22 protein-coding genes are annotated in these 25,813 nt (G+C 32.7%); 9 read left to right on the top strand and 13 right to left on the bottom strand.

Going from position 1 to position 25,813, the window contains the following annotated elements; all coding sequences use genetic code 11:
- Positions 1–2 precede the first annotated feature (2 nt).
- The 7 genes from P163_RS09695 to P163_RS09665 all read right to left on the bottom strand — a co-directional run bounded on the left by P163_RS09695 (position 3) and on the right by P163_RS09665 (position 7,290).
- The gene (locus P163_RS09695; protein ID WP_197055433.1) at positions 3–875 is read right to left on the bottom strand and encodes an FkbM family methyltransferase; all 873 of its coding nucleotides are present in this window, start codon (positions 873–875) and stop codon (positions 3–5) included.
- 59 nt (positions 876–934) lie between these two features.
- On the bottom strand, positions 935–1,864 hold the full coding sequence (locus P163_RS09690; RefSeq protein WP_034890211.1) for a hypothetical protein: 930 nt from the start codon (positions 1,862–1,864) through the stop codon (positions 935–937).
- A 12-nt stretch (positions 1,865–1,876) separates the two neighbouring features.
- A complete protein-coding gene (locus tag P163_RS09685; protein ID WP_034890209.1) occupies positions 1,877–3,145 on the bottom strand; it encodes an ABC transporter ATP-binding protein in 1,269 nt (422 codons plus the stop codon).
- 60 nt (positions 3,146–3,205) lie between these two features.
- Positions 3,206–3,925, bottom strand: coding sequence for a hypothetical protein (locus P163_RS09680; protein WP_034890207.1), 720 nt, complete (start codon positions 3,923–3,925; stop codon positions 3,206–3,208).
- Positions 3,922–4,959 (bottom strand): sulfatase-like hydrolase/transferase, encoded by a 1,038-nt coding sequence (locus P163_RS09675; protein WP_197055432.1) that lies wholly within the window; start codon positions 4,957–4,959, stop codon positions 3,922–3,924. Before P163_RS09675 ends, P163_RS09680 begins: the two co-directional genes overlap by 4 nt.
- A gap of 588 nt (positions 4,960–5,547) precedes the next feature.
- Positions 5,548–6,402, bottom strand: a complete 855-nt coding sequence (locus P163_RS09670; RefSeq protein ID WP_034890203.1) for a class I SAM-dependent methyltransferase — start codon at positions 6,400–6,402, stop codon at positions 5,548–5,550.
- Between the two features lie 27 nt (positions 6,403–6,429).
- On the bottom strand, positions 6,430–7,290 hold the full coding sequence (locus tag P163_RS09665) for an ABC transporter permease (RefSeq protein WP_034890199.1): 861 nt from the start codon (positions 7,288–7,290) through the stop codon (positions 6,430–6,432).
- 146 nt (positions 7,291–7,436) lie between these two features.
- Here P163_RS09665 and P163_RS09660 point away from each other — a divergent pair, with 146 nt between their 5' ends.
- Together P163_RS09660 and P163_RS09655 are read left to right on the top strand one after the other, a co-directional pair.
- Complete coding sequence (locus P163_RS09660) at positions 7,437–8,864, top strand: MBOAT family O-acyltransferase (RefSeq protein WP_034890197.1); 1,428 nt, start codon at positions 7,437–7,439, stop codon at positions 8,862–8,864.
- Between the two features lies 1 nt (position 8,865).
- Positions 8,866–9,765, top strand: coding sequence for a hypothetical protein (locus P163_RS09655; protein ID WP_156100679.1), 900 nt, complete (start codon positions 8,866–8,868; stop codon positions 9,763–9,765).
- A gap of 1 nt (position 9,766) precedes the next feature.
- On the opposite strand, the gene P163_RS09650 is transcribed toward P163_RS09655, so the two are convergent.
- Both P163_RS09650 and P163_RS09645 read right to left on the bottom strand, forming a co-directional pair.
- On the bottom strand, positions 9,767–12,235 hold the full coding sequence (locus P163_RS09650) for a polysaccharide biosynthesis tyrosine autokinase (RefSeq protein ID WP_034890193.1): 2,469 nt from the start codon (positions 12,233–12,235) through the stop codon (positions 9,767–9,769).
- Between the two features lie 3 nt (positions 12,236–12,238).
- The gene (locus tag P163_RS09645; RefSeq protein WP_034890191.1) at positions 12,239–13,027 is read right to left on the bottom strand and encodes a polysaccharide biosynthesis/export family protein; all 789 of its coding nucleotides are present in this window, start codon (positions 13,025–13,027) and stop codon (positions 12,239–12,241) included.
- Between the two features lie 225 nt (positions 13,028–13,252).
- On the opposite strand from P163_RS09645, the gene P163_RS09640 reads away from it, so the two are divergent.
- The 7 genes from P163_RS09640 to P163_RS09605 all read left to right on the top strand — a co-directional run bounded on the left by P163_RS09640 (position 13,253) and on the right by P163_RS09605 (position 22,526).
- Positions 13,253–15,118: an ABC-F family ATP-binding cassette domain-containing protein gene (locus P163_RS09640; RefSeq protein WP_034890188.1), complete on the top strand. Its 1,866-nt coding sequence runs from the start codon at positions 13,253–13,255 to the stop codon at positions 15,116–15,118.
- Between the two features lie 393 nt (positions 15,119–15,511).
- On the top strand, positions 15,512–16,225 hold the full coding sequence (locus P163_RS09635; protein ID WP_231556181.1) for an O-methyltransferase: 714 nt from the start codon (positions 15,512–15,514) through the stop codon (positions 16,223–16,225).
- Between the two features lie 53 nt (positions 16,226–16,278).
- Positions 16,279–16,986 carry an ABC transporter ATP-binding protein gene (locus tag P163_RS09630; RefSeq protein WP_034890182.1) on the top strand — a complete coding sequence of 236 codons (708 nt, stop codon included), beginning with the start codon at positions 16,279–16,281 and terminating at the stop codon, positions 16,984–16,986.
- Positions 16,987–17,345: 359 nt separating this feature from the next.
- The gene (locus P163_RS09620) at positions 17,346–17,921 is read left to right on the top strand and encodes a cob(I)yrinic acid a,c-diamide adenosyltransferase (RefSeq protein WP_034890176.1); all 576 of its coding nucleotides are present in this window, start codon (positions 17,346–17,348) and stop codon (positions 17,919–17,921) included.
- 150 nt (positions 17,922–18,071) lie between these two features.
- A complete protein-coding gene (locus P163_RS09615) occupies positions 18,072–18,293 on the top strand; it encodes a DUF2795 domain-containing protein (RefSeq protein WP_006989959.1) in 222 nt (73 codons plus the stop codon).
- A gap of 88 nt (positions 18,294–18,381) precedes the next feature.
- The gene (gene secA, locus P163_RS09610; protein ID WP_034890172.1) at positions 18,382–21,747 is read left to right on the top strand and encodes a preprotein translocase subunit SecA; all 3,366 of its coding nucleotides are present in this window, start codon (positions 18,382–18,384) and stop codon (positions 21,745–21,747) included.
- Between the two features lie 284 nt (positions 21,748–22,031).
- The gene (locus P163_RS09605) at positions 22,032–22,526 is read left to right on the top strand and encodes a DUF4199 domain-containing protein (RefSeq protein WP_034890169.1); all 495 of its coding nucleotides are present in this window, start codon (positions 22,032–22,034) and stop codon (positions 22,524–22,526) included.
- Between the two features lie 4 nt (positions 22,527–22,530).
- Here P163_RS09605 and P163_RS09600 read toward each other — a convergent pair whose 3' ends face one another.
- The 4 genes from P163_RS09600 to P163_RS09585 are packed head-to-tail and all read right to left on the bottom strand — an operon-like array spanning position 22,531 to position 25,743.
- The gene (locus tag P163_RS09600) at positions 22,531–23,223 is read right to left on the bottom strand and encodes a peptidoglycan DD-metalloendopeptidase family protein (RefSeq protein ID WP_034890166.1); all 693 of its coding nucleotides are present in this window, start codon (positions 23,221–23,223) and stop codon (positions 22,531–22,533) included.
- A 25-nt stretch (positions 23,224–23,248) separates the two neighbouring features.
- The gene (locus P163_RS09595) at positions 23,249–24,634 is read right to left on the bottom strand and encodes a hypothetical protein (protein WP_034890163.1); all 1,386 of its coding nucleotides are present in this window, start codon (positions 24,632–24,634) and stop codon (positions 23,249–23,251) included.
- Positions 24,615–25,211 carry a hypothetical protein gene (locus P163_RS09590; protein ID WP_034890160.1) on the bottom strand — a complete coding sequence of 199 codons (597 nt, stop codon included), beginning with the start codon at positions 25,209–25,211 and terminating at the stop codon, positions 24,615–24,617. Before P163_RS09590 ends, P163_RS09595 begins: the two co-directional genes overlap by 20 nt.
- Positions 25,195–25,743, bottom strand: coding sequence for an RNA polymerase sigma factor (locus tag P163_RS09585; RefSeq protein WP_034890157.1), 549 nt, complete (start codon positions 25,741–25,743; stop codon positions 25,195–25,197). The genes P163_RS09590 and P163_RS09585 overlap by 17 nt, the downstream gene beginning before the upstream one ends.
- Positions 25,744–25,813: the final 70 nt, after the last annotated feature.

The raw sequence follows: 25,813 nt of genomic DNA, 5'->3' as shown, positions 1-25,813 counted from the left end.
AATTATTTTGTTTGCTCTTTTGTGTTTTCTAAAGGTAACCAATCCTTTTTATATTCTAACATAGCTTTCTTAACGGTAGAATGGTTTCTCTCAGTAGCTGCAAGTATATCTGTATAAAAAAATGTTCTTGTTGATTGATTTCTATCCATTGAAAGGACATAGGAATTGATCTTCTTAAGTGTTATAAAATCTGATTCTTCAATTATTAGGTTTCCGAAATTATCGAAAATATAAATATACTTATACCCTATTTTTTCAAGTATTTTATAAAGATCATTAAATCCTTTTATTTGAAATTCCTCAAACATTTGATTTTCCCAAAATAATATTGGCTCTGATTTAATTAATATATTTCCTGATGATTTTAATACATCAAAATCATAACCGTCGGTATCCACTTTAATTAATTCAACAGCTGAATGATCCTGAATTAAGCCATCCAGAGTTTCATAATTAATAACGTTAGAACAACTTTCCGTGGTCACGCTTGCACTTCCTCCCGAGTGCAATAATTGACCATTAAAATCACCGGTACCAATGAATTTATTTAAACATATAACTCGCTTTTTATCGGAGTATAAAAGTTTTTTTATATTTTTTTCTAGATATGGATAAAATAATTCTGAAGGCTCAATCGAATAAATTGGATTTTCACAATTCTGTATCAAAGCAATTGTACTATCACCCACGTTTGCTCCAACATCTATTATTATCTTATCAGAATTTAAATTTTTGACCAAAACAGGTAAGAATCTGTCATACAATTTATTTGATTTTTGATATTGAGGTAAAGGATGATTATGAGGAATATTTACAGTGTATTTCCCAATCGAATATTCAATATTCTTTTGTGAATTTCCTTTTTTTTTATTCAATAATTTAAAAATGCCCATATTTATATTATTCCTTGAATTTTCATATTTAATAATGTCATCTATAATTTTTCAATTTTATTAGATCTTGTATTATAAATAGGCATTCCATTAATACTTTTCAAAATTTCGTTTCCTCTCAAATAATTCAAATTCCCATCCTTATCCCGGGATTGTCTGAATTTCATTTCAACATAACCTTCTTTAGCTGTCAATGGGTTCAAACCTTTTAAGAATTCATTTTTCACAAAATAAGCATTATTCCCTGCACTGTTACTACCAATAAAAGAATATCCCTTTTCTTCTGCCAAATCGCAAAGTCCTAAAATAGAAGTGCCAAAATAAAGATTGCTATAATGTGCCGCTGTCCAAACAAAATCTTCCTCATAGGGTATTGTAATAGCTCTTGCGTACCCAAAAACACTGTTATATTCCACAATCATTAAAATTGGTTTTACTATGGTTAAAGCTTTCCAAATCCAGTAATCATTACCATCAATATCTATATGCAGTAATCCAATTTCATCTGAAATCCCTTCTTCTTCAATAAGTTGGTTAATATTATCTTTAGTGATAAAGGCAGATTTAGCTATTAGATCATATTTCCAATATATTTCATCTTTCTTTATTTTAGCAATATTCATTTCGCTTCCATCTATTACGAGTCCAGACCAATTATCATTAATAAGTAAAAATCTGGTATTGGATTCTAGATAGTCTTCTACTCCAAATTCCACAAAAATCTTATTTTTTATTTCAAGATAATTAATTAAATATTGAATAATTCCATCATCTCCCCATTGAGAAAAAACCTTAAACTCAGCATCATGTAAAGTTTCAACCTTCTTATTCTTTATCTGTGAAGACCAAATCCTCCCATTTTGTAACTTTATATCTATAAGCAATTTATACGTTTCTTTATTATCAGAATCATAGTTTACTTCTGTAACTTTCTCAATTTTCAATATCTTTTTTAGTAACTTTTTTAGCATTCATTTTTTATTTTATATTGGATAAGCAATTTCATTCCAGGCGCAGTTTACAAATACGCAACCAAAATCCCGCCCTTGATAGATATGAAAATCTGAACCTGTTTCTACAATTTGAAAAGACAAACAATTTTCCAGATAATCAATCATTATAACATTAGGTATATGCAAACCAAAATTCAAATAATACGTATTAGGAACTAAAAATTTATGAGGAATTTCCACTATAAAAGAGTAAACCCCTGCACTATCAATTTTAGATGATAATTTAAATTCTGTAGTAAAAATAATTTGCTCACTCTTATCAACCACCCGAAACCCTAAATGAGCATTCAAATATTTTTCTTCAATTAAAATTTTACATTTAATGGTTATAACTTCATCAAAACCAAATTCAGTTCTGTTTTTGTTGTTTTTATCTACAATTACTAAGCTTTCTATTCCGGAGCCATTCTCTATTTTTTTATTATAAACACCTGTAAACCCAGTATTTTGGTTTAATTGTAAATAACTATCAATTCCATCTTTAGTATTCCCTTCAAAAATTATATTCCCATTTTCAAGAACGATTATTTTTGTACACAAACTATTTATACTTGCCATATTATGGCTTACAAACAACACAGTACGTCCTTCCCCCTTAGAAAGAGAATTCATTTTACCTATTGCTTTTTTCTGGAATTCGGCATCTCCAACTGCCAAAACCTCATCTACCACCAAGATTTCCGGTTCTAAATGCGCGGCTACTGCAAAACCTAATCTTATCGTCATCCCGCTGCTGTATCTTTTCACCGGTGTATCAATATACATTTCGCATCCGGAAAAGTCTATAATTTCATCCAGTTTAGTAGTAATTTCAGATTTGGTCATACCTAGAATAGCTCCATTTAAATAGATATTCTCTCTTCCGGTTAATTCCGGATGGAAACCTGTACCTACCTCTAGTAAAGAAGCTATTCGTCCTTTTGTCTTTATAATTCCTGTGGAAGGTGCAGTAACTCTGGAGAGAATTTTTAAGAGCGTAGATTTACCAGCTCCATTTTTACCAATAATTCCTAGTACCTCTCCTTGCTTTACTTCAAAATTAATATCTTTTATCGCCCATACGTAATCTCCTGATGCTTTAAGACTTCTATCATTAACTCCTCCAATTTTTAAATATGGATCTTCCTTGCCTCTTATGCTATGCCACCATCTATTAAGATCATGACTTAAAGTCCCCATACCTACAGTTCCTAGACGATATTGCTTTGAAATGTTTTCGGCCTTAAGTATTACGCTCATAAATTTCTATCATTCTAGAATTAATGGTAAGAGTCAAAAATATAACTATATTTTAATTTATTATCTATCCCCTTTTATAGAACTATATTGAAACAGTATAATTTTCACTTTATCGTCTAATAAAGTTCGGTAGATATTCATCTTATTTTTGTATCCTCCCCAGCTCCCTAGATACCATAATATTTTATTCTTTTCAGGATAATTTTCATTTAACCATAAGTAATCATTAAATGAAGAAGAAATGAAAGTTGTATTGCTCGTCCGTATGATCTCGCCAATATGATCAATTTTTATGCTATCAGCTATATCCAAATTTTCTGGTAAATAATAGGAAGTTTTGAAACCTAAATTCTTAAAATTTTCAAGTGGCAAAGTATTAGACGATTCTACTAATATATGATTTGTTTGAATTTTATGTGCTCTGGCCAGATTATGAAGATGCTTACTAGATGCCAATGAATTCCTTTTGGTTAAATTTTTAAAATCCAACCAATAATGCAATTTCTTAGGATCTTCGAGTACTGAAAAATAATTTTCTAGATAAAGATTTATAGATTTCGCAGGTGGATGATTTACATCAAATTTTCCATCCAACCACATTACATCTAATTCTACTCCATAATAATCTGAACAGACCTCTTTTAATTTTATGGAACTATTTACTCTATGGATCCATATTTTTTTAGGAAAAAGAATTTTCAGAACAAATGGATGAGAACAATATTTATAAGCCATTGCGGCAACCAAGAGAAAGAATATTATAAAAAGTGCTTTCTTCATGGCTTAAAATGCTTATCATAGTTAATACTATCAAAAATAATTCTATTTCTAGCTATAAACCTTTTATTAAATATACTCCTCTTTGGCAGGTATCCCAAAAAACTTACTTTAGACAAATCTGCAATACTATATATTAAATCATTTAACATGTAGGGCCTATGTAAGTCTAAATCTATAGATCTTGTCTTGTTATATTTCTTTGAAGTCCACAAAACAAATGGAATATCATACATTGGTTTTGTTCCATTAGTTTCAGTATGAGATGCGGAATGATTTATTTCAAAAACATCTTCTCCATGATCTGAGAGGTAAAGTACGTATGAATTTAAATTTAAAGATTTCACCTTTTGTATTATATTATAAACAATATAATCGTTGTATAAAATAGCATTATCATATTCAATTACAATTTCATTTTCAGAATCATTTAAAGTTTTTACAAAGTCAGATCCAGTATTGAATTTATTAAAACTCTCTGGATATCTATTCTTGTAATACGCATGAGTCCCTAACAGATGGATGATAATAAAAGTTTTGTTTAAATCTTGTGAAAGCAGTTCTTGCAATTTAAGTAGGACAACATTATCATATGGAGTGGTTAAATTGTAATTGTTAATGTTCAAAAAATACGTTTTGGTAGATGCAGAGGCAAGTTTGGTTATTAAATTTTCATTCAAACCCACAGGCCTTTGATTTGAAATCCAATAGGTATTGAACCCTGCCTGGTTCATTAACTGAATTAAACTACCATCACCCTTAAAATGGGTTTTATTAAGATCATAACCGGTCAATAATTCTGAAAGACTAGGGATGGTATGAGTTGCAGGACTTATAACATCTGTGTAAACTTTAAGTTCGTCATCGAGGCTTGAAAGCAAAGGAGTTGTTTTTCTCTTGTACCCATAAAGCCCCATTTTATGCCTGGTAGTAGATTCTCCTATAACCACAACATATAATTGCTTGGAGGGATTGCTTTGAGAAGTAACATGTTTAAACTTACCAATTTTATTATGCAGTCCTAGATGATCGAACAATTTGCTTTGTTCAACATAGCTTTTATAAGAAGTCCATGTTTTATAATAAAAATTATGAATATATAAATTTTGAAAAAAATACAAAAAAAGCGTTCCTATCAATATATATATCAAGAAAAGATTATTCAATTCAAATTTTAGGAAGTTTAATTTTATGTCCCTGTGCTTATAGGGTATTAAATGTGGCCATACTAATAATGCAATTATGCAAATTGAAAAAAATGATGAGTTGGCTTGAAAATATTCGAAAACCTCAGTTAAATTAGTCTCCATTAATATATATATCGTCGAAGGACCAATAGAATTGCCATAAAGATTATAATAAGAAAGATCTATGAAGATTTTTAGCGATAATAAGATATAAATACTCCAAAAAATATACTTTCTAAACTTAATAGAATTTTCTAATGTTATAAAAATATAAGCAATTAAAGCAAGACATATATTTTCTGTGAAATTCACCTTCAGTTTATATCCATTAAAATCAAGGAACAGCCAAGAGATCAATCCAAATACAAATACTGGATTTAACAGATAGATTAATAGTAAGATTGGTAATTTTCTTTTATCCTTAAACACCTAATGATCTTAAATTTTATTTGATTTCTTATGAGTATAAATAATAACCTGACTTCTAGCAAGTATTCTGTTAAAAGAACAAGGAAGTTTTCTTTCCCAAACAAATGCCTTCTTTCTAAATGACCTTGAATTAAAATATGCAGGTAGTAATCTATGAAACCTTTCCAGAGCTCCAAGATTAATAATTTTTACATCATTAAAATATTTTAAGCCTAATTTTTTGAAATGAGTACTACTGTTATCTCTCTCCGGATGAGGATCATTCGCTTTCCATATTTGAAAAGCATTTTTAGAGAATTTTGATGGTCTTCCTGGTACTGGAATATGCCATCTAACCTCATCTAAAATTATACTATTTACAGCAGGTTCAAAAAACCTAGATTCCCCTGTAGGAGTCAATAATTCACATATTTTACTAAAGAATTTGCGTTCTACATCATGAGTGAGATGATGTAAAAATGCTTTCCCTACAACAAAGTCAAAGTCTTTTTCTTTAAAATCTGCAGTCAAGAAATCTCCTTCGATAAAAACAATTGGATGAGTAAATTTATATAGCTCATTCACTTTTGCAATGATCTCCCCACTCTTAGAAGAAATATCATTAGCATATACATCTGCTCCCAATGCAGCCATGATTGCAGCATTTGCACAATCTCCACATCCAAGCTCTAAAATTTTTTTACCAACTATCTTATTCTGAAAATCACCGTGATATAACCCAACCCAACTGGTATCTGTAGATGTAGCATCTGCTAAAAAAACATCCAGTTTATTAAGCCTTTTAAGAATACCATTTACTTCTGCATCTAAAAATTGATATTTCTGATCGTAAAATTCTATATTCTTTTTCTGATTATCATCCATAATTTAGAACTCTATTTGACACCAACTTTAAACAGTATCTATAAATGTTTTTTCAGTACGATTAAAAATGATCAAACCTACTAGAAAAAGTAGTATCGATATTATTAAGGCATACAAGAATCCCCACCAGGTAAAAACACCGTAGTCCAGGATCATATATCTAAAGCCTTCAATGATCTGTGTTAATGGATTGTATTCTACAATCCATGCATATTTTGGCTGGCCTTTTTGTACTTCCCTTAATGAGTATGGAACCGCAGAAATGTACATCAATAAGCTCACTGCAAAACCTACTAGAACAGATAAATCTCTGTATTTGGTTGTAAATGCAGAAATTATCATTCCGGCTCCCAACCCTAATAATGCAATCATTATAACATATATTGGAAATAGTAATAAATTTAAGTTGGGAGAAATAGCTGTTCCCTTAATGACAAAATAGATATAAAAGAAAAACAAGATGCAGAGTTGAATCCCTAGCTTTAGTAAGTTTGAAAATGTGGTACTTAAAGGCATTATAAATCTTGGAAAATACACCTTCCCAAACAAGCCTTTGTTACTAACAAAAGTATTCGAGGTTCCTGTTAAACACTGGCTAAAATAATTCCAAGCGGTGATACCGGTAAGATTAAATAAAAAAGCCGGTACTGCTCCAGTTTCAATACTAGCTATATTGTTGAAAACTAAGGTAAATATCACTGAGGTAAACAGTGGTTGTATGAAATACCAAATAGGACCTAAAATTGTCTGTTTATAAACGGTTACAATATCTCTTTTCACAAAAAGAAATAAAAGATCTTTATATCGCCAGATCTCTTTAAAATTAAGGTCAAATAATTTATGTTTAGGAGTGATCACGTAAAGCCAGTCCGAATTTATTTCTTTCAAGATGGGGATTTTAATATTTCTATTAAACTGTCTAATACTAATAAAGATATTAATAAATTGCAGCAGAACTCTCTTTGAGCAAATTTATCTTTTTAAATTTTATTTGATCTATAAATATAAATTAGATTTTCAACTATCTGCTTACAATGATTTTTAATTCTATTCCATTTTTACTTTTCCTTCCAGTTATTTTTATTCTTTATTGGTTTATAATCAAAAAAGTAAGTTATCAAAATATACTATTATTAGTAGCTAGTTATTTCTTCTATGGATGGTGGGATTATAGATTTCTATTACTCATAGCAGGAAGTACATTAGTAGATTATTCTATTGCAATTGCCATTTATAAGAATGAGATTAAAAAGTGGAGAAAGGTTTTACTCTTTTGCAGTATAGCTTGTAATCTATTGCTACTAGGATATTTCAAATATCTCAACTTTTTTATAGAGAGCTTTATAGAACTTGGTAACTCTATTGGACTATCTTCAGATTATAACAGCTTACAAATTATACTCCCGGTAGGAATCTCCTTTTATACTTTTCAAACGCTGAGTTATACTATAGATGTGTATAGAAGAGAAATACAACCCACTTCAAATTTTGTCGTATTTGCTACTTATGTTTCCTTCTTTCCTCAATTAGTTGCAGGGCCAATCGAACGCGCTAAGAATTTACTTCCTCAGTTTATCAATCCCAGAAAATTCGATTTTCATCAAGCCAAAAGTGGAATCCAATTGATAATATGGGGACTTTTTCAAAAAATGGTGATTTCAGATAATTGTGCAACCTTCGTTAATGCAATTTTCGATTCTTATGATAGAGTAGATAGTTTAAGTTTATTACTTGGTGCATTTTACTTTGCATTTCAGATCTATTGTGATTTTGCAGGCTATTCAAATATTGCCATCGGAACGGCTAGGTTGTTTGGATTTGATTTAATGAGAAACTTCAATTACCCTTATTTTTCAAAAAATATTAGTGAATTTTGGAGGAGATGGCACATTTCTTTATCTACATGGTTCAGAGATTACTTATATATTCCATTAGGAGGTTCCAGAGGGAGTAAGTTTCAGCAGCTACGAAACGTATTTATCATTTTTCTTGTGAGTGGATTTTGGCATGGCTCCAACTGGACATTTATAGCTTGGGGTGGTCTTCATGCTATATTTTTTGCACCTATTTTACTTAAAAGGTCAAGAACAAATATAATGGTTAAAGAAAAAGAGCATACTGCAACTACATTCGGAGACCTTATTAGAATTTTATTCACTTTTTTTATTACTTGTATTGCGTGGGTTTTTTTTAGATCATCAACTATCTCCGACAGTTTTAAATATTTGAAGAGAATTATAAACAATCATTCCTTTAAAATAGAATATTTAACAATAGAAAGGTATAGTGTAGAAATGGTTTTATTAATCTTAATTTTTATAATAATTGAATGGTTCAATAAAACTAAAGAACAACCTTTAAGCGGAAAATTTGAACTTTTAAAAACTATATTAATATTATGGATGATCCTTCTATTTGGAGTATTTTCCAACCACTCCACATTTATTTATTTTCAATTTTAAGATGAAAAAATTTCTTAAGTATCTGTTATCCATTCTTGTTATTATAATCCTAAGTCTATATTTATTAGATTTCATTTATACCTATACATATCATCATGGTACGGCAAGAAACAAACTCTCTTACATTATGCAAAGGGAGAATGATACAGTTGATTATGTATTTATTGGGTCTTCCCGTGTCGATAATACCATAAATGCTGATATTATTACTTCGATTACAAGTAAATCGACCATCAACTTAGGATTTCAAGGTGCGAAAATTGATGATTACTATATAATTCTACAACTTCTGAAGGAGCAAAATATAAAATTCAAAAAGGTATTTATCCAGGTGGACTATGTTTTCAATATGGATGGAAATTCTGAAATTTTGAAAAGCTATCTAATGCCATATATTCATAAGGACTTTATCACAAAATTGATAAAGAAAAGAGATAAGGAATTTTATCAATTAAAATATATTCCATTTTATAGGTATCTGATATATGATTATAAATTAGGATTTAGGGAATTCTTTAATTCCGCAATTAATCACAGATCAGCTACCGATTTTAAAAATGGATACTTTCCAAAATATGGAAGTACTAATCAAAAATTGTCTTCCACTTTACCAGATCATGTTATAAGCAGAAACAATTACATTAATAAGATTAATGCTTTCGCTAAAAAGAATGATATAACTATAATCTATTTTATGGCTCCTTATTGTCCTAATACTAAGAACTTGAATTATTCAAAAAAATTAAAAAACAAACTTCCAAGTTTTTTAGATTATTCTCACGTATTCCCCTTTCAAGAAGATTATTTTTATAATTGCAGCCATTTAAATGATAGAGGTGCTACAGAATTCAGCAAAATTTTTGCCAAAGATATTTTAAGATTAGAACATAAATCACTCTAACTTACTCAAAATTTTTCATTGCATTTCTCCAAATCTTCCTTAATGTCCTAACACCCTTAGGAGTCTCCCCATAGGCATTGTATTTATTATAAGAATATCCATACCCATAGCCGTATCCATATCCGTAACCATACCCATATCCATATTTAGCACGGTGCTGGAAGTAGTTTAAGACAAAACTGATATTCTTCAATTCTCCTTTTTCGTATTTCTCATTAATAGACTCCAACATGCCTCTCTTAGTATAATCTTGTCTAATTAAGAATAAAGATGCATCTGCATATTTTACAAGGTTCATGGCATCTGCTACGATCCCGATTGGTGGGGTATCTAAAATTATATAATCATATCTGGTTTTCAGATCTTCCATTAGAGTTTCCATTTGATCTGCCATTAATAATTCTGATGGGTTGGGAGGAATAGGCCCTGCTGTTATAACATCTAAATGTGGAATTTTACTCTCTTGTATAATTTGATCTATTGTTGCCTCTCCTATTAAATAATTCACGATCCCTTCCTCATTCTTCAATTCAAAATCATCAAAGATCTTAGGCTTACGTAAATCGAGACCTACTAATACTGTTTTCCGTTCACTTAAAGCAAAGACGGTAGCTAAGTTCATTGCGCAAAAGGTTTTTCCTTCTCCGGAAACCGAAGAGGTAATTAACACAGTTTTAGACCCTACAACTCCTTGCTTTTTATACATGAATTGCAGACTACTTCTCAATCCTCTAAAACTTTCTGCAATGGCAGATTTAGATTTGTTGAAAACTACCAGATTATCATCAGACTTATTTTTACCAATTAATCCTAATATGGGAATTGGGGACATTCTGCTTACCTCTTGAGCATTATGAATATTGGTATTTAGAAATACGATCAAGAAAACAAAAACTAACGGGATTACTCCCCCTATTAATAAGGCCATTACATAATTAAGCTCTGTATTGGGCCCAATTTTTCCTCCTCCAATGTCTTTGGCATTATCTATTACCATTACATCGCTCACATTGGCCGCTTTTACCAGACCAGCTTCACTCCTTTTTTCTAAGAAAAGATTATAAGTCTTTTCACTCAAACTATACTTCCTTTGGATCTTCAAAAGGTCTTGCTGATCTTTTGGTAATTTCTTTATCTCGGTTTCGGCCTCAGAAATTTTTCTATTTATACTATTTATTTGATCTTGTAATAAGCCTTTAGAAGAACTTATATTCTCTAATAAAATAGATTTAATAGAGTTAATTTGTCTATCTATATCATCAAATACAGGCGAGTTCTCTTTTAAAGTATATTGATAATTACTTCGCTCTTCTGCTAGTGCAATTATTTTCCCTACTCCGCTCGAGATGCTACCTTCATTAATACCTGCTACTGATGGAGCTGGAACATTTGAATAATCATTTTTTGTTTGAAGATAGGTTTGCAATGTATTGTAATAAGCTAATTGTCTTCTTATTTGTTCTTTTTCTACATCTAGTGTAGATAGCTTGTTTGAAAGATCAGACCCTTCCGCAGAAATATCTAAAATAGAATTCTGATTTCGAAATAGATTTAATTCATCTTCTACAGTTTGTAGCTCACGAGACTTTACAGCCAAACTACTATCTATAAATCGAATAGTTTTAGTAGCAAAGAGATTCTTTCGCTCCAGCATATTTTCACTAAGCACCGCTACCGTACCATTTAAATAATCTACAATTCGAGCTTTATTGCCACCAACCTGACTCAAATTTAAAACCGATGCGCCTTGTCCGTCTGGGTTAACAGAAACAGATCGATATTTCCCTACGGCAGAATCAAAATTTAAGAAGCGAATATAAAACTCCTTTCCTGCTTGCAAAGGCTGCTCTGTTCTTTGTAGAGTTCCGCTAAAAAATGGAAGGTCTATAGATTCTCCAAAACCATAATTTTTACTGAATTCTTGAGCCTGAAGGTCTATACTCTCCTTTTCTTTAGTGGCGTAATTCTGCCCGATTACTGAGGCAGGAAGCGTAGCACTTAAGTTAAAACTAGTAGCATCTACCATTTTTAATTTAATTACTAAGCCTAAAGCCTGAGCTTTTGAAGTATCTACTTTTACCTTAAATGGTGTTGAACCATAGGCATCAATTCGCTGGTATTCGCCATCTACCAAATAATCCATATAATACTGAAGGCGCTCTACAACCTCTTCATTATGAGAGCGAGATTTTAAAATGGTAACTGCGGTATTTACTTTATCTGATGTTCCTCCCCAGTTAAAAGTTAAACTGGTATTAGAGGTGAAAAATGGATTTTGATCATCTTTAATAGAGATCGAGTTCCCGAGTTGATATACCGGTAATTTCCGAACGTTGTTATAATAGGCTACTCCTAAACTTATAGCAATAGAGATCACCAACAACTGCCAATAACTTATAATTTTAAGTACAAAGCCTTTAAAATCGAAGGTGGAACCTACATCTGAGATATGATCTTCTTCGTGCGCCATAAATTATCTGGTAACAATTAATATTACAGAGGTTAACAAGGTGATCACACTTATAATATCTCTCAAATTCCCTAAGCCTGTGGTACCTACCCCTAAAGCTTTTTGAGGTAATGGATTTACTAGAATAAGATCGTTAGGTTGAATGTAATAATATGGACTTTGAGTAGCTTTAATTCTGGTAAGGTCTATACTATGAATTTCCTCACCAGCAGGAGTCTGCCTTATGATTCTTACATCTGTCATGTCACCATATTCTGTAATACCACCTGCCTGAGCTACGGCTTCCATAATATTTACTTGTTCTTTATAGATAACCTGGCTTCCAGATCCAATCTCACCCAACGTAGTATATCTAATTCCTGCTAATTTTACAGTTACAAAAATATTGGCTTCACTTTTAAAATATTTATCTAAAAGCTCTGCTTCTATTTTGTTTCGTATCTCCTCTACGGTGAAACCAAGAACGTTGATCTCTCCTAAAGTTGGCACTCTTATATTTCCATGCTGATCTACAGAAAAACCATCATAATACAATCGCTCCTCACCAGTAGCGCTAAGATTATTTTCATCTATTGGATTAAACATCCCCACCAGTTCCTGATCTAATGCCTTTACTCGAATACTCAACAGATCGTTAATCTGTACTCTATAAGGTTTATTTAATTTATGTATTTCAATAATACTATCTACTACCTTCTCATTAGGCTGCAAATACGTTATTTTCTTAGTAGGAACACAGGAGGTAAAACCTAGACCTATAACTAAAAAGCAAATTATTAATATATATCTCATAGAGGGGATATAAATAAGTTCGGTTTTATAGGGGTATTATACTTTTTGAATTTCAGAGAATATATCACTAATAGATCCCGAAATCTCAACAAATATGGTGGCAAGATAGTGTTTTTCGATCTTCGCACATGCTAACCCAAACAAATATAACAGATGTAAGCTAATAATAAAACTAATCTACTTTGAACCCGGTAAATTCTGAGTATTTTTGCAAAAAAATTATCTGTGAATTATCTATCGGTTGAAAATATAGCTAAATCTTTTGGGGAGCATAAGTTGTTCTCAAACATTTCCTTCGGAATTAATGAGGGGCAAAAAGTAGGATTCGTGGCCAAGAACGGATCAGGAAAAACTACATTGCTACATATCCTCGCCGGTACCGATACTCCAGATGATGGTAGAGTGGTTTATAGAAAAGATATCACTTCAGCATTCTTGGCTCAAGAACCAGATCTAGATCCAGATCTAACTGTAGAGGAGACCATCTTTGCTGCAGATAATGAAACATTAAGAGTGATTGCCAGATATGAAAAGGCACTCGAAAACCCAGATGATGCTGAAGCCTATCAAAAAGCTTTTGAGGAAATGGATATGCTTCAAGCCTGGGATTTTGAATCTCAGTATAAGCAGATCCTTTTCAAACTAAAACTGGAGGAACTAAATAAAAAAGTAGGGGATCTTTCTGGAGGACAGAAAAAACGTTTGGCTCTTGCCAATATGCTTTTGCATAAACCCGACTTTATAATAATGGATGAACCTACCAACCATTTAGATCTTGATATGATCGAATGGCTGGAAGAATATTTCAAAAAAGAGAACTTTACCATATTTATGGTTACGCACGATAGGTATTTTTTAGAACGTGTATGTAACGAAATAGTAGAGTTAGAAGATGGTGTTCTCTATACTTATAAAGGAAACTATTCCTACTATCTAGATAAAAAAGATGCCAGAATAGAGTTAGATCAAACCAATACTGATAAGGCAAAACAACTCTTCAAAAAAGAATTAGACTGGATGCGCCGTCAGCCAAAGGCCCGTACCACAAAGTCTAAATCTAGAATAGATGATTTTCATGATATTAAAGAAAGAGCATCTAAAAGAAGAAAAGATCATCAGGTGCAGTTGGAGATTAATATGGAACGATTGGGAAGCAAGATCGTTGAAATTCATAAGATCTCAAAAAGCTATGAAGGCAAACAACTGCTAGATAAATTTGAATATAATTTTCAAAAAGGAGAACGTATTGGTATCATTGGGAAAAATGGAACCGGAAAATCTACTTTTTTGAATATGCTTACCGGAAACATCAAACCAGATTCCGGAAAAGTGATTATTGGAGATACCATTAAATTTGGGTATTATACGCAGGGTGGAATTGAAAGTAAGCCCGGGCAAAAGGTTATAGACGTTATTAGAGAATTTGGAGATTTTATTCCGCTTCAAAAAGGTCGTCAGATCTCTGCGCAACAATTGCTGGAACGCTTTTTATTCGACAGAAAAAAGCAATATGATTTTGTAGAGAAACTGAGTGGTGGTGAGCGAAAGCGTCTTTATTTATGTACCATTCTTATTCAGAATCCAAATTTCCTGATTTTGGATGAGCCAACCAACGATCTGGATATTGTTACTTTAAATGTATTAGAGAATTTTTTACTTGATTTTCCTGGTTGCTTGGTGGTAGTTACTCACGATAGGTATTTTATGGACAAGATCGTAGATCACCTATTTGTTTTTAAAGGAAATGCTGAGGTTCAAGATTTCCCTGGAAATTATTCAGATTATAGAGAATATGAAGCTTTAGAAGCTTCAACTCCAAATAATAAATCTACAGAGATTCCTAAGGAAACCACATCTCAAAAGAAATCTAATAATGAAAATTCTGGATTGACATATAATGAGCAGAAAGAATTTAAAAAATTAGAAAAAGAGATTCCGAATTTAGAAAAGCAGAAAGAAAAGATCCAGGCAAAATTTCTGGAAGAATTGTCTGGAGAAGAAATAGACAAAACCTCTTTAGAGCTTCAAAAAGTTTTAGATGAAATTGAGACAAAGACCGAACGCTATTTTGAATTGGGTGAGAAAGAATAGTTTTTGGAGTAGTGAGTAGTGAGTAGTGAGTAGTGAGTAGTGAGTAGTGAGTAGTGAGTAGTGAGTAGTGAGTAGTGAGTAGTGAGAATATAATACAAATAATTTACTTCAAACTTCATCTGTTCTTGTCATGCTGATCTTGTGTCTGCATCTAGTTTAATTTTTATGATAGACCCTGAAACAAGTTCAGGGTGACGTTTACAAAAATGACTGTCACCTCGAGCGGAGTAGAGAAGTTTTTAATTAATAAAAGCAAAAACGCTCTAACTTGAAATTACATAACTCAATACTAAGTACTCAATACTTAATACTGTATACTAAATACTGAATAAAAACTTGCATCAATTCATTTCCTATATAAAATTTCTAATAAGATCTACAAATCAGCATGGGGTGCACTCCCCTTTTGTCTATTTACTTCTTACAAAATGTTTCTATAGAAAAGGTAAAAAAGAATCCATTCTAACGCTGAAACAATTCAGAAAAAAATTACTTCAAGATAAACAGAACATAAACGTTAAAGATTTTGGCGCCGGGAGTCGGGTTTTCAAATCTAATAAAAGACAAGTATCTGCTATTACCAAGAATGCTGGAATCTCATTGAAGAGAGCAAAACTCTTGAACAAGCTTATTAATTATCTTGAAATTCAAGAAGTATTAGAGTTAGGAACATCTGTAGGATTAGCTTCAGCTGCTATGGCCATTGATACAAAGGCAAACATTTTAACTTTTGAAGGTTGCCCGGAAACGGCTTCTGTTGCACAACACTATTTTAAAGATTTTAATCTGAACAACATTAAAATAAAAGTAGGTGAATTTGATGAATTGCTAACTGATGTGTCTCTTAAAAAATCTTTTGATCTTATATATTTTGATGGAAAACATCAAAAAGAACCAACATTAAAATATTTCCAAAAACTGCTTCCGCACGCCCACAACAACTCTGTTTTTATCTTCGATGATATTCACTGGTCGCAAGAAATGGAAGAAGCCTGGGATGAAATTAAAAAAGATCCTAACGTTAGAGTTACCATAGATTCTTATTATTGGGGACTGGTTTTCTTCAGAAAAGAACAAGAAAAAGAGCATTTTACTTTAAGGCTGTAACAAATCTTAAAAGTTGACGTCCTATATTTACATTCAAATTCTGAAGTTTTCACATGAGCAAGGTTATAGAATTACACAGTATTACCCGCGATTTCCCATTGGGGCAAGAGATCATAAAAGTTTTAAAAGGTATAGACCTTGAAATAGAAAGAGGAGAATATGTAGCATTTATGGGACCTTCGGGATCTGGTAAATCTACACTTATGAATCTTCTAGGTTGTCTAGACACACCTACTTCAGGTAGCTATATTTTAAATGGCAAGGATGTTAGTAAAATGTCTGATGATGATCTTGCGGAGATTAGAAATAAAGAAATTGGTTTCGTATTTCAAACCTTCAACTTACTACCAAGAACTACAGCTTTAGAAAATGTTGCCTTACCAATGGTTTATGCAGGTGCTACCAAAGCAGAACGAAAAGTTAGAGCTGAAGAGGTTCTTACCAATGTTGGTCTGGCAGATAGAATGGATCATAAACCTAACCAACTTTCTGGTGGACAAAGACAACGTGTGGCTGTGGGCCGAGCTTTGGTGAATAAGCCCTCCATAATTTTAGCAGATGAACCTACAGGGAATTTAGATTCTAAAACATCTGTAGAGATTATGCACTTATTTGATGAAATTCATGCTGCAGGAAATACTGTGATATTGGTAACTCACGAAGAAGATATTGCAGAGCATGCTCACAGAGTAATCAGATTAAGAGATGGTGTTATAGAAAGTGATGAACGTAAAGACAAGACTAAACCTCAATATACTTAGAGATTTTTAGATTATTTCTTACTTTGTAGAAAACATATCTTATCATGATAGATCTAGACAGGGAGACTTGGTGGTATTTAAGTATTATAATTCTTATTGTTGCCTACTTTATTTGGAACGCCAATCGCTCCGCAAAAAGCAAGAAAGCCAGAAAAAATAGAAATTTTCGCCATAGATACAATCAGCGTAAAAAGGAAGAAAATTTACGAACCGAACTTTAGCAGCTTTAATCTTCTAGATTATCATATTGGAAAAGCACCAGCCTTGGAATACATAAACACTCCATGCCTTTTCTAGTCTTTAAGGTTTCTTGTATCTTTGAAGGCAGCAAGAATTAAGCAGCTTTAGACTAATTAAATATGAAGATATATACTAAAACCGGAGATAAAGGTACTACTGCGTTATTTGGAGGTACCAGAGTTCCCAAACATCACATACGCATAGAAAGTTATGGAACTGTAGATGAACTTAACTCTTATATTGGGCTTGTTAAAGATCAAAAACCTGATGAGCATACCAAAGAAATTTTAAATATTATTCAAGATAGATTGTTTACTCTAGGCGCTATTTTGGCAACAGATCCTGAAAAAGCAATATTGAAAAGCGGAAAAGAACGCTTAAACATTCCAAAGATCACAGAAGGAGATATTACGCTCTTAGAAAATGAAATGGATAAGATGAATGAAGACTTACCAGAAATGACTCATTTCATTTTACCAGGAGGTCATCAGGCAGTGTCATTCTGTCACATAACCCGATGTGTTTGTAGACGTGCAGAGCGATTAGCCACTGCTTTATATGAATTGGAACCTTTTGACGAACTTGTTTTACAATATCTTAACAGATTATCTGACTATCTATTTGTGCTGGCACGAAAATTGTCAAAAGATGTACAAGCAGAAGAAATTCAGTGGATTCCTTCCGAGAATATTTAAGTCCCTACGTTACCTCTATATTTTGATCATAGCTATCAATTTTTACAAAATTTGAGGATGTTCTTAAAATTAATGATGAATTATTAGATTTTTTACTTGCCCATTACAACAAAAAAATTATTTTTGCAAAAAATAAAACCCGATTAATCAATGTATTGGACTTTAGAATTGGCATCCTACCTAAGCGATGCTCCCTGGCCGGCAACAAAAGATGAGTTAATAGATTATGCCATTAGAACAGGTGCTCCACTTGAAGTGGTAGAAAACCTGCAGTCAATTGAAGATGAAGGAGATTCCTATGACTCTATCGAAGAGATCTGGCCCGACTATCCTACGGACGAAGATTATCTTTGGAACGAGGATGAATATTAAATAATATATACACAACGTAAAATAGTAAAAGTCTCAATCTTGAGGCTTTTTTTTTGCGTACATTTGAACTATAATAAATAGAAAAACAATGAGTTTTTTAGATTCTGTATTAAAAGTATTCGTTGGCGATAAATCCAAAAAAGACGTCAAAGAAATACAACCAATTGTAGAGAAGATCAAAGCGCTAGAAAAGGAATTTGAAGCCTTAAGCCTTGATGAATTAAGAGAAAAGACTGTTTCTTTTAAAAAGCAAATAGCAGGTGCTACAGCAGATGTCAGGCAGAAGATAGACACCCTTACCCAAGAAGCAGACGCAAGCGACGATATTACCAGAAATGAAGATATCTATGCAGAGATAGATGGTCTTAAAGACAATTTATATGAACTATCTGAAGGGGTTCTAAATGAAATACTTCCTCAAGCTTTTGCTACAATTAAGGAAACGGCAAAAAGATTTACAAATAATACAGAGCTAAGAGTAACTGCATCTTCTTATGACCGTGAGTTGTCTGCAGAAAAAGATTACGTTGTTCTTGATGGTGATTATGCTACTTGGAAAAACTCGTGGGATGCAGCAGGAAAACCTATTACTTGGGACATGGTTCATTACGATGTTCAGTTAATTGGTGGTGTTGCTATGCATCAAGGTAAAATTGCTGAAATGCAAACAGGGGAAGGTAAAACTCTTGTTGCCACCTTACCCATGTACCTAAACGCACTTACCGGAAATGGGGTTCACTTAGTAACGGTGAACGATTATTTAGCAAAAAGGGATAGCGCCTGGATGGCTCCACTATTTCAATTTCATGGGTTAACCGTAGATTGTATAGATTATCACCGTCCAAATTCTGCTTCTAGACGTAAAGCATATAATTCAGATATTACGTACGGAACTAACAACGAGTTTGGTTTTGATTATTTGAGAGATAATATGTCTCACTCGCCAGACGATCTCGTTCAGCGTGCACCAAACTATGCAATTGTAGATGAGGTAGATTCTGTATTGGTAGATGATGCAAGAACGCCATTAATTATTTCCGGACCAATTCCAAAAGGTGACATTCATGAGTTTGAGGTTTTAAAACCTTCTATTCATAATATAGTAGAAGTGCAAAGACAGCAACTTAACAAGACCTTAGCTGAAGCTAAAAAACTGATTGCTGCTGGAGATACTAAAGAAGGTGGACTTCAATTATTAAGAGTACACAGAGGACTTCCTAGAAATAAAGCGCTGATTAAATTTTTGAGTGAAGAGGGAATTAAGCAGTTACTTCAAAAGACCGAAAATCATTACATGTCAGACAACAACCGCGAAATGCCAAAGGTTGATGAAGAGCTGTATTTTGTAATTGAAGAAAAAAATAATCAAATAGATCTTACCGATAAAGGGGTTGAATATCTTTCAGGAAAAGATGATCCGGATTTCTTTGTGATGCCTGAAATAGGAATGGAGATCGCTAAGATCGAAAATAAAGGCCTTACTTCAGAAGAAGAAGCAGAACAGAAAGAAGATCTTTTTAGAGATTATAGCATCAAAAGCGAGCGTATTCATACTATGAGACAATTGCTTAAAGCTTATACTTTATTTGAAAAAGACACTGAGTATGTGGTTATTGATAATAAAGTGAAAATTGTTGATGAGCAAACAGGGCGTATCATGGAAGGACGTAGATATAGCGATGGATTACACCAGGCTATAGAAGCGAAGGAAAGTGTAAAGATTGAAGATGCTACTCAAACTTTTGCGACTGTTACTCTTCAGAATTACTTTAGAATGTACCGAAAACTATCTGGTATGACAGGTACAGCGGTGACAGAAGCAGGAGAATTATGGGAAATATACAAATTGGATGTAGTAGAAATTCCTACCAACCGTCCAATTGCCCGTTTTGATAAAGAAGATCTTGTTTATAAAACGAAGCGTGAGAAATTTAATGCGGTAATAGAACAGGTTACAGAACTTTCCAATGCTGGTAGACCAGTCTTGATAGGTACAACCTCTGTAGAAATTTCAGAATTATTAAGCAGAATGCTTAAATTAAGAAATGTTCCTCATAATGTATTGAACGCCAAATTACATAAGAAAGAAGCAGATATTGTTGCGGAAGCAGGTAACTCTGGAATTGTGACAATTGCTACTAACATGGCAGGTCGTGGTACAGATATTAAATTGAGCAAAGAAGTTAAAGATAATGGTGGACTTGCCATTATTGGTACAGAACGCCATGACTCCAGACGTGTAGACAGACAGTTAAGAGGTCGTGCCGGTCGTCAAGGAGATCCGGGAAGCTCTCAGTTCTATGTTTCATTGGAGGACAATCTGATGCGTTTATTTGGTTCTGAGCGTATTGCTAAACTAATGGATAGAATGGGTCTTGAAGAAGGAGAAGTTATTCAACATTCCATGATCTCAAAATCTATTGAAAGAGCTCAGAAAAAAGTGGAAGAGAACAACTTTGGTGTTCGTAAGAGATTATTGGAATATGATGATGTTATGAACGCTCAAAGAGAAGTGATCTATAAACGTAGATACCATGCTCTTTTTGGAGATAGATTAAAAGTAGATATCGCCAATATGATATTTGATACTGTAGAATCTATTGTAGAAGTTAACAAATCTGCTGTAGATTATAAGAACTTTGAATTTGAACTGATTCGATATTTTTCTATGAGCTCTCCTGTTTCTGAAACAGAGTTTGCCAAAATGGATGATCAAAAGATCTCTGGCACAGTTTATAAAGCTGCGTATGCTCATTATTATGATAAAATGGAGCGTACTGCCGTTTCTGCTTTCCCAATCATAAAACAGGTATACGAAGATCCGACTAACAATTTTGAAAGAATCTCCGTTCCTTTTACAGATGGGAATAAAAGCTTACAAGTTGTTACCAATCTTGAAAAAGCTTACGAATCTGAAGGAAAGCAATTAACTAAAGATTTTGAAAAGAATATAACTCTTGCCATTATTGATGAATCCTGGAAAACGCATTTGCGCAAAATGGATGAATTAAAGCAAAGTGTGCAACTTGCTGTTCATGAGCAGAAAGATCCTTTATTGATCTATAAATTTGAAGCTTTTGAATTATTCAAGGTCATGATAGATCAGGTAAATAAAGATGTGATCTCTTTCTTATTCAAAGGAGAAATTCCAGAAGGAAACACTTCTAATATTCAAGAAGCTCGACAAGTTAAAAGAAGAGAGCAGGTGGAAACTACTAAAGAAGAAATTCCAAATCTAGATGAACGTGCTGCTCAAAGCCGCGCTGCAGGGCAACAAACTCAACAAAGACCTCAGAAAACTGAAACCATTGTTAGAGATCAACCTAAGATCAATAGAAATGACAAGGTGACCCTTAAAAATGTTATGAGTGGTGAAAGTAAATCCATGAAATACAAACAAGCTATTCCCTTAATTGAAAAAGGAGATTGGGTGGTTACAGATCATCAGCAATAAAAGAAATTTAATTTCTATTTGAATAAACCCCGGAGCCTGACTTTGGGGTTTATTATTTTCTATAATTTCCGTTCTTCTACTTCAAATGATGTATTTAATTATTCACCATATAGTTCTTAACTTCACATAGAAAAACAAAAAAGATATGATCAAGAAAAACTAAAATTAATTAACAACAATTTTTTAAACCTTCAGAGGTAATATAGAACCTTATTAGAGGAGATAAATATCATCCCATAGCTCTATATTTACTAATTTTAACATTCTAATTCAATCTGCACAAAATGAAGAATTTTTCTATTGAAATTAAATGGGGTGTTATTTTTATAATCGCTGGTCTTATCTGGGTCTTATTTGAAAAGATGATGGGATGGCATGATGAGCATATAGATCAACAAGCGATTTACAGTAACTTGTTTGGATTTATAGCGGTCTTCATTTATTTTCTCGGACTGCGAGATAAAAAGAAGAATTATTATAATGGAGTTATGGATTGGAAGCAAGGCTTTGTTGCTGGAGTAGTAATTACAATTGTAGTAGCGTTATTGTCTCCTTTATCTCAATACATTACTAGCGTATACATAAGCCCGAATTACTTCAGCAATATGATAACTTATATTTCTGAAAATAGCGCCATGACGCGAGAACAAGCAGAAGCATTTTACAATCTTAAATCTACGATGATCCAAGTAGTATTTTCTGCTTTAGCAATGGGCGTAGTAACTTCTGCCTTAGTAGCTTGGTTTGTAAAAAGTAAAAATCCGGCGGTTAAAGCTTAAATGATCAATTAATTTTTAAAAGCAAATTTGGATCTGGGCAATTCTTTAAGTAGAATTCTAGATCTGCCGCAGCAACTACTCCGGGATAATCACCATTAAACCCTTGTAGATCTTCTATGATCTGAAAGTGTAAATGAGGAGCGTAATCTCCATTTACCTTGTGAGAACCTAAAACCCCAATTTTATCTCCTGCCTCTACAATCTGACCGAAAACCAGATCTTTAATAGAGGATCTGGATAGATGCCCATAAAGTGTATAAAAGGTACGCTCATCAATAATATGTTCTAAAATGATCGTAGGCCCATAATTACCAAATCCTAAATTGTCATTAAAGCTATGAACTGTTCCATCTAAGGGAGCAATAACTGCTGTGCCTGCTGCACACCATAGATCTAATCCTATATGAATATTTCTATTAACCGCTGCTTTATCGTCATTAAATATAACACTACGCTCATACAGGTTCCTTTGCTCGTCATACCCACCAAAAGCTACCTTTTTTTTGCGCTTAGCAAGATATTCTTCTATCTTACCCTGAAGGATCACAGAAGAAGGGATCTTGATCTCTTTTAACTCCTCGCTTACATGAGAAAGATCTATATGCTCAAAATCCTTTTTCACGAAGATAGTGTCTATAACTGGCGTAAAGTTTTTGGAGCATTCTGAGATGAACTCTGCAAAATTGGTAGTGGACATAAGATCATTTTTTTTCAAAAATAACTTATTTTACTACAACTTCGCTAAATCTTGCTTTAATTGATATTAAGGATGAAGAGCTCTGATTTTTATAAAAACCATTTAAACTTAAATTGTCATAAGACTTGGTAGATTTCACGGTATTAACCTTAGGATAAGAGATCTCACTTTGAGTTCCGTTGTAATTAAAACTAGTAGCTGTTGCAGGTAAACTTAATTCTAGCTCACTATTATCCACACTTATATCCAAATTTTTAAAACCGGAAGAGAGTTTATCTATTCTCAATTTTCCGAAATTACCGGATAGAATACCTGTTTGCGATATTTCACCAATAACAACATCACTAGAGCTTGAGATCAATTTAATGCTTCTCACATTATTAATTCGGCAATCGTTCACATAGCTTGTATTTAAAATCCCATAATTCCATGACCCAACATTTATAGGTGTATAAGAAGCTTTTACTTCTGTTCTTTCTCCATCTATGGTTGTTGCTTTAAAGTTGCTATGAGAGAGCGTAGCCTTTAAATTGGTGGTTTTCCTATCTAAGATCACATCACCGTGGCGTACATCTAATTTTAGAATTGCATTTTTAGGTACTCTTAGTTTAATTGTTCTTATGGCTTTAGAAGAATTGTTGGAAAACATCTCATTAACATAAAGCTTCACATCTTCTTTCCCTTCCATTTTTCTCTCAAAGTTGTTACCCCATATTTCCATTCTTTTGCCAAAGTTTTCTCCCCACTTCTCCATGTCTGCTTCAAATTTCTTTTCTAATCCCTCAGAATTCTTTTCAATTTGAGCTTCCCATACTTCTGCGTTCTTTTCAAACTGCTTTCCCCACTCTTCCATAGATTTCTGAAAATCATCTCCAAAATTATTCTCCACCTGCTTTTCCCATCTCTTCATATATTTCTCTCCATCTTTCTGGTACGCCTGATAATCAAAATTAAGCTTTCCCATTTTAGAATAAAATTCTGAAGGCAGTTTAGGAATAGGCATATCACTAAGTATTGGACCAATAAGATCTGTTACCATTGGACCTATCAAATTTTGCAATTCTCCTATAGAACCAGTTATACCTTCCATATTTATATCTGGCCCAACAGACATTCCTCCAGAAGAATTAATCACAACTTCACCAGTATTTCCGGTAGCAGAAAGATTCCATTCATTAAGAAGTTTTTTAGTCTCTTCCTTATTTAATTTTTCTGAATTTAAATACGCTTCTACGGAAACTACATTCTTATCCCAACTCTCTACTAATAAATTAGTATGCTTAGAATTGATCTTTATTACAACATCATTATCTACTTTATAACTTTTATCAAGCTTTCTAGTTTGAGCTAATGTGATATTACTCACAATTAATAAAAATAAGAGGGCTATATTATATTTGTGCATTTTCATAGGTAGTGCTTTTTGATTTCTTAAGATCACTCAGTTTATTTTTAAGCTTAAATAGCAATTCGAGCCTTAGTTGTAAGTTATTGATCATAGCTTGTATGGTCTGTTCATTAATGCCGGTCTCATTCAGATCCTGATTTAAGCGCTGATATTCTTTATCCAATTCTGATAATTCTACCATAAAAGAATCTATCAAAAGCTTATTATCTGCATTTATTTCTAGTTTGGCTAATTCCAAATTGATACCAGCCAGATAATAGTTCTCAATTTTTTCAAATTCCGGAGAGATCTCACTAAGTTGAATATTATCCTTTTTCTGTACCGAGTTAGTTTTCTCTACATCTGGAGTATTTACCATCTTATTTTCTATTGGCGTATTATTATTTTTAAAATAGAAAAATGCTACTCCTATGGCAATTATAAAAATTGCTGCTATCTTAAAAAATAAGAAGCTATTATGTTCTTTTTTCTTGCCGAATTCCTTATCCAGTTTTCTTTCAAATCTTTTATGATGTCCTTTCTCCAAACGCTCCTTAGCCAGAGATCCATTCTTGAACATCTCTCTAATATCCTGTGCCATCTTTAATTGATTTTAATTCTTCTTGTAACTTTTTCTTACCTCGATGTACCAAGGTTCTGGATGCTACTCCAGATATTTTTAATATTTCTGATATCTCCTGATGATCATAACCCTCTATCAAAAAGAGCATAAGAGGATATTTGTATTTTTCTGGTAATTTCTCTATACTATTAGTAACCATATCTATTGTTATACCATCCTGAATTTGCCAATTAGTATCATCATTATCTACAACCTCCATTGTTTGCTCATTAAGAGCTATCAATTCCATTTTCTTAGCTTTAAGCTTATCAATACATTTATGGATCACGATCTTTTTTAACCACGCACCAAAAGTTACCTCCCCTTCAAACTGATGTAATTTTAAAAAGGCTTTTATAAATGCCTCCTGCATTGCATCTTCAGCTTCAAAAGAATCTTTCAAAAATCTGTGCGCCACAATAAACATACCCTCACAATACTTATTATAAAGCTTTACCTGTGCTTTTCTGTTATTGGCACGACAATCCTGAATGAGCTGATGTGTTAACAAAATTGGTTTTAGTTAGTTGATTGTTATCATAAAGACGAGCTTAATTATACGATGTTGCAAAATTTATTCA

Source organism: Gillisia sp. Hel_I_29, assembly GCF_000744275.1.
In the GTDB taxonomy this organism is placed as follows: domain Bacteria; phylum Bacteroidota; class Bacteroidia; order Flavobacteriales; family Flavobacteriaceae; genus Gillisia.
The sequence above is the reverse complement of the archived record's forward strand: the minus strand, read 5'-3'. Positions and strand labels throughout refer to the sequence as shown.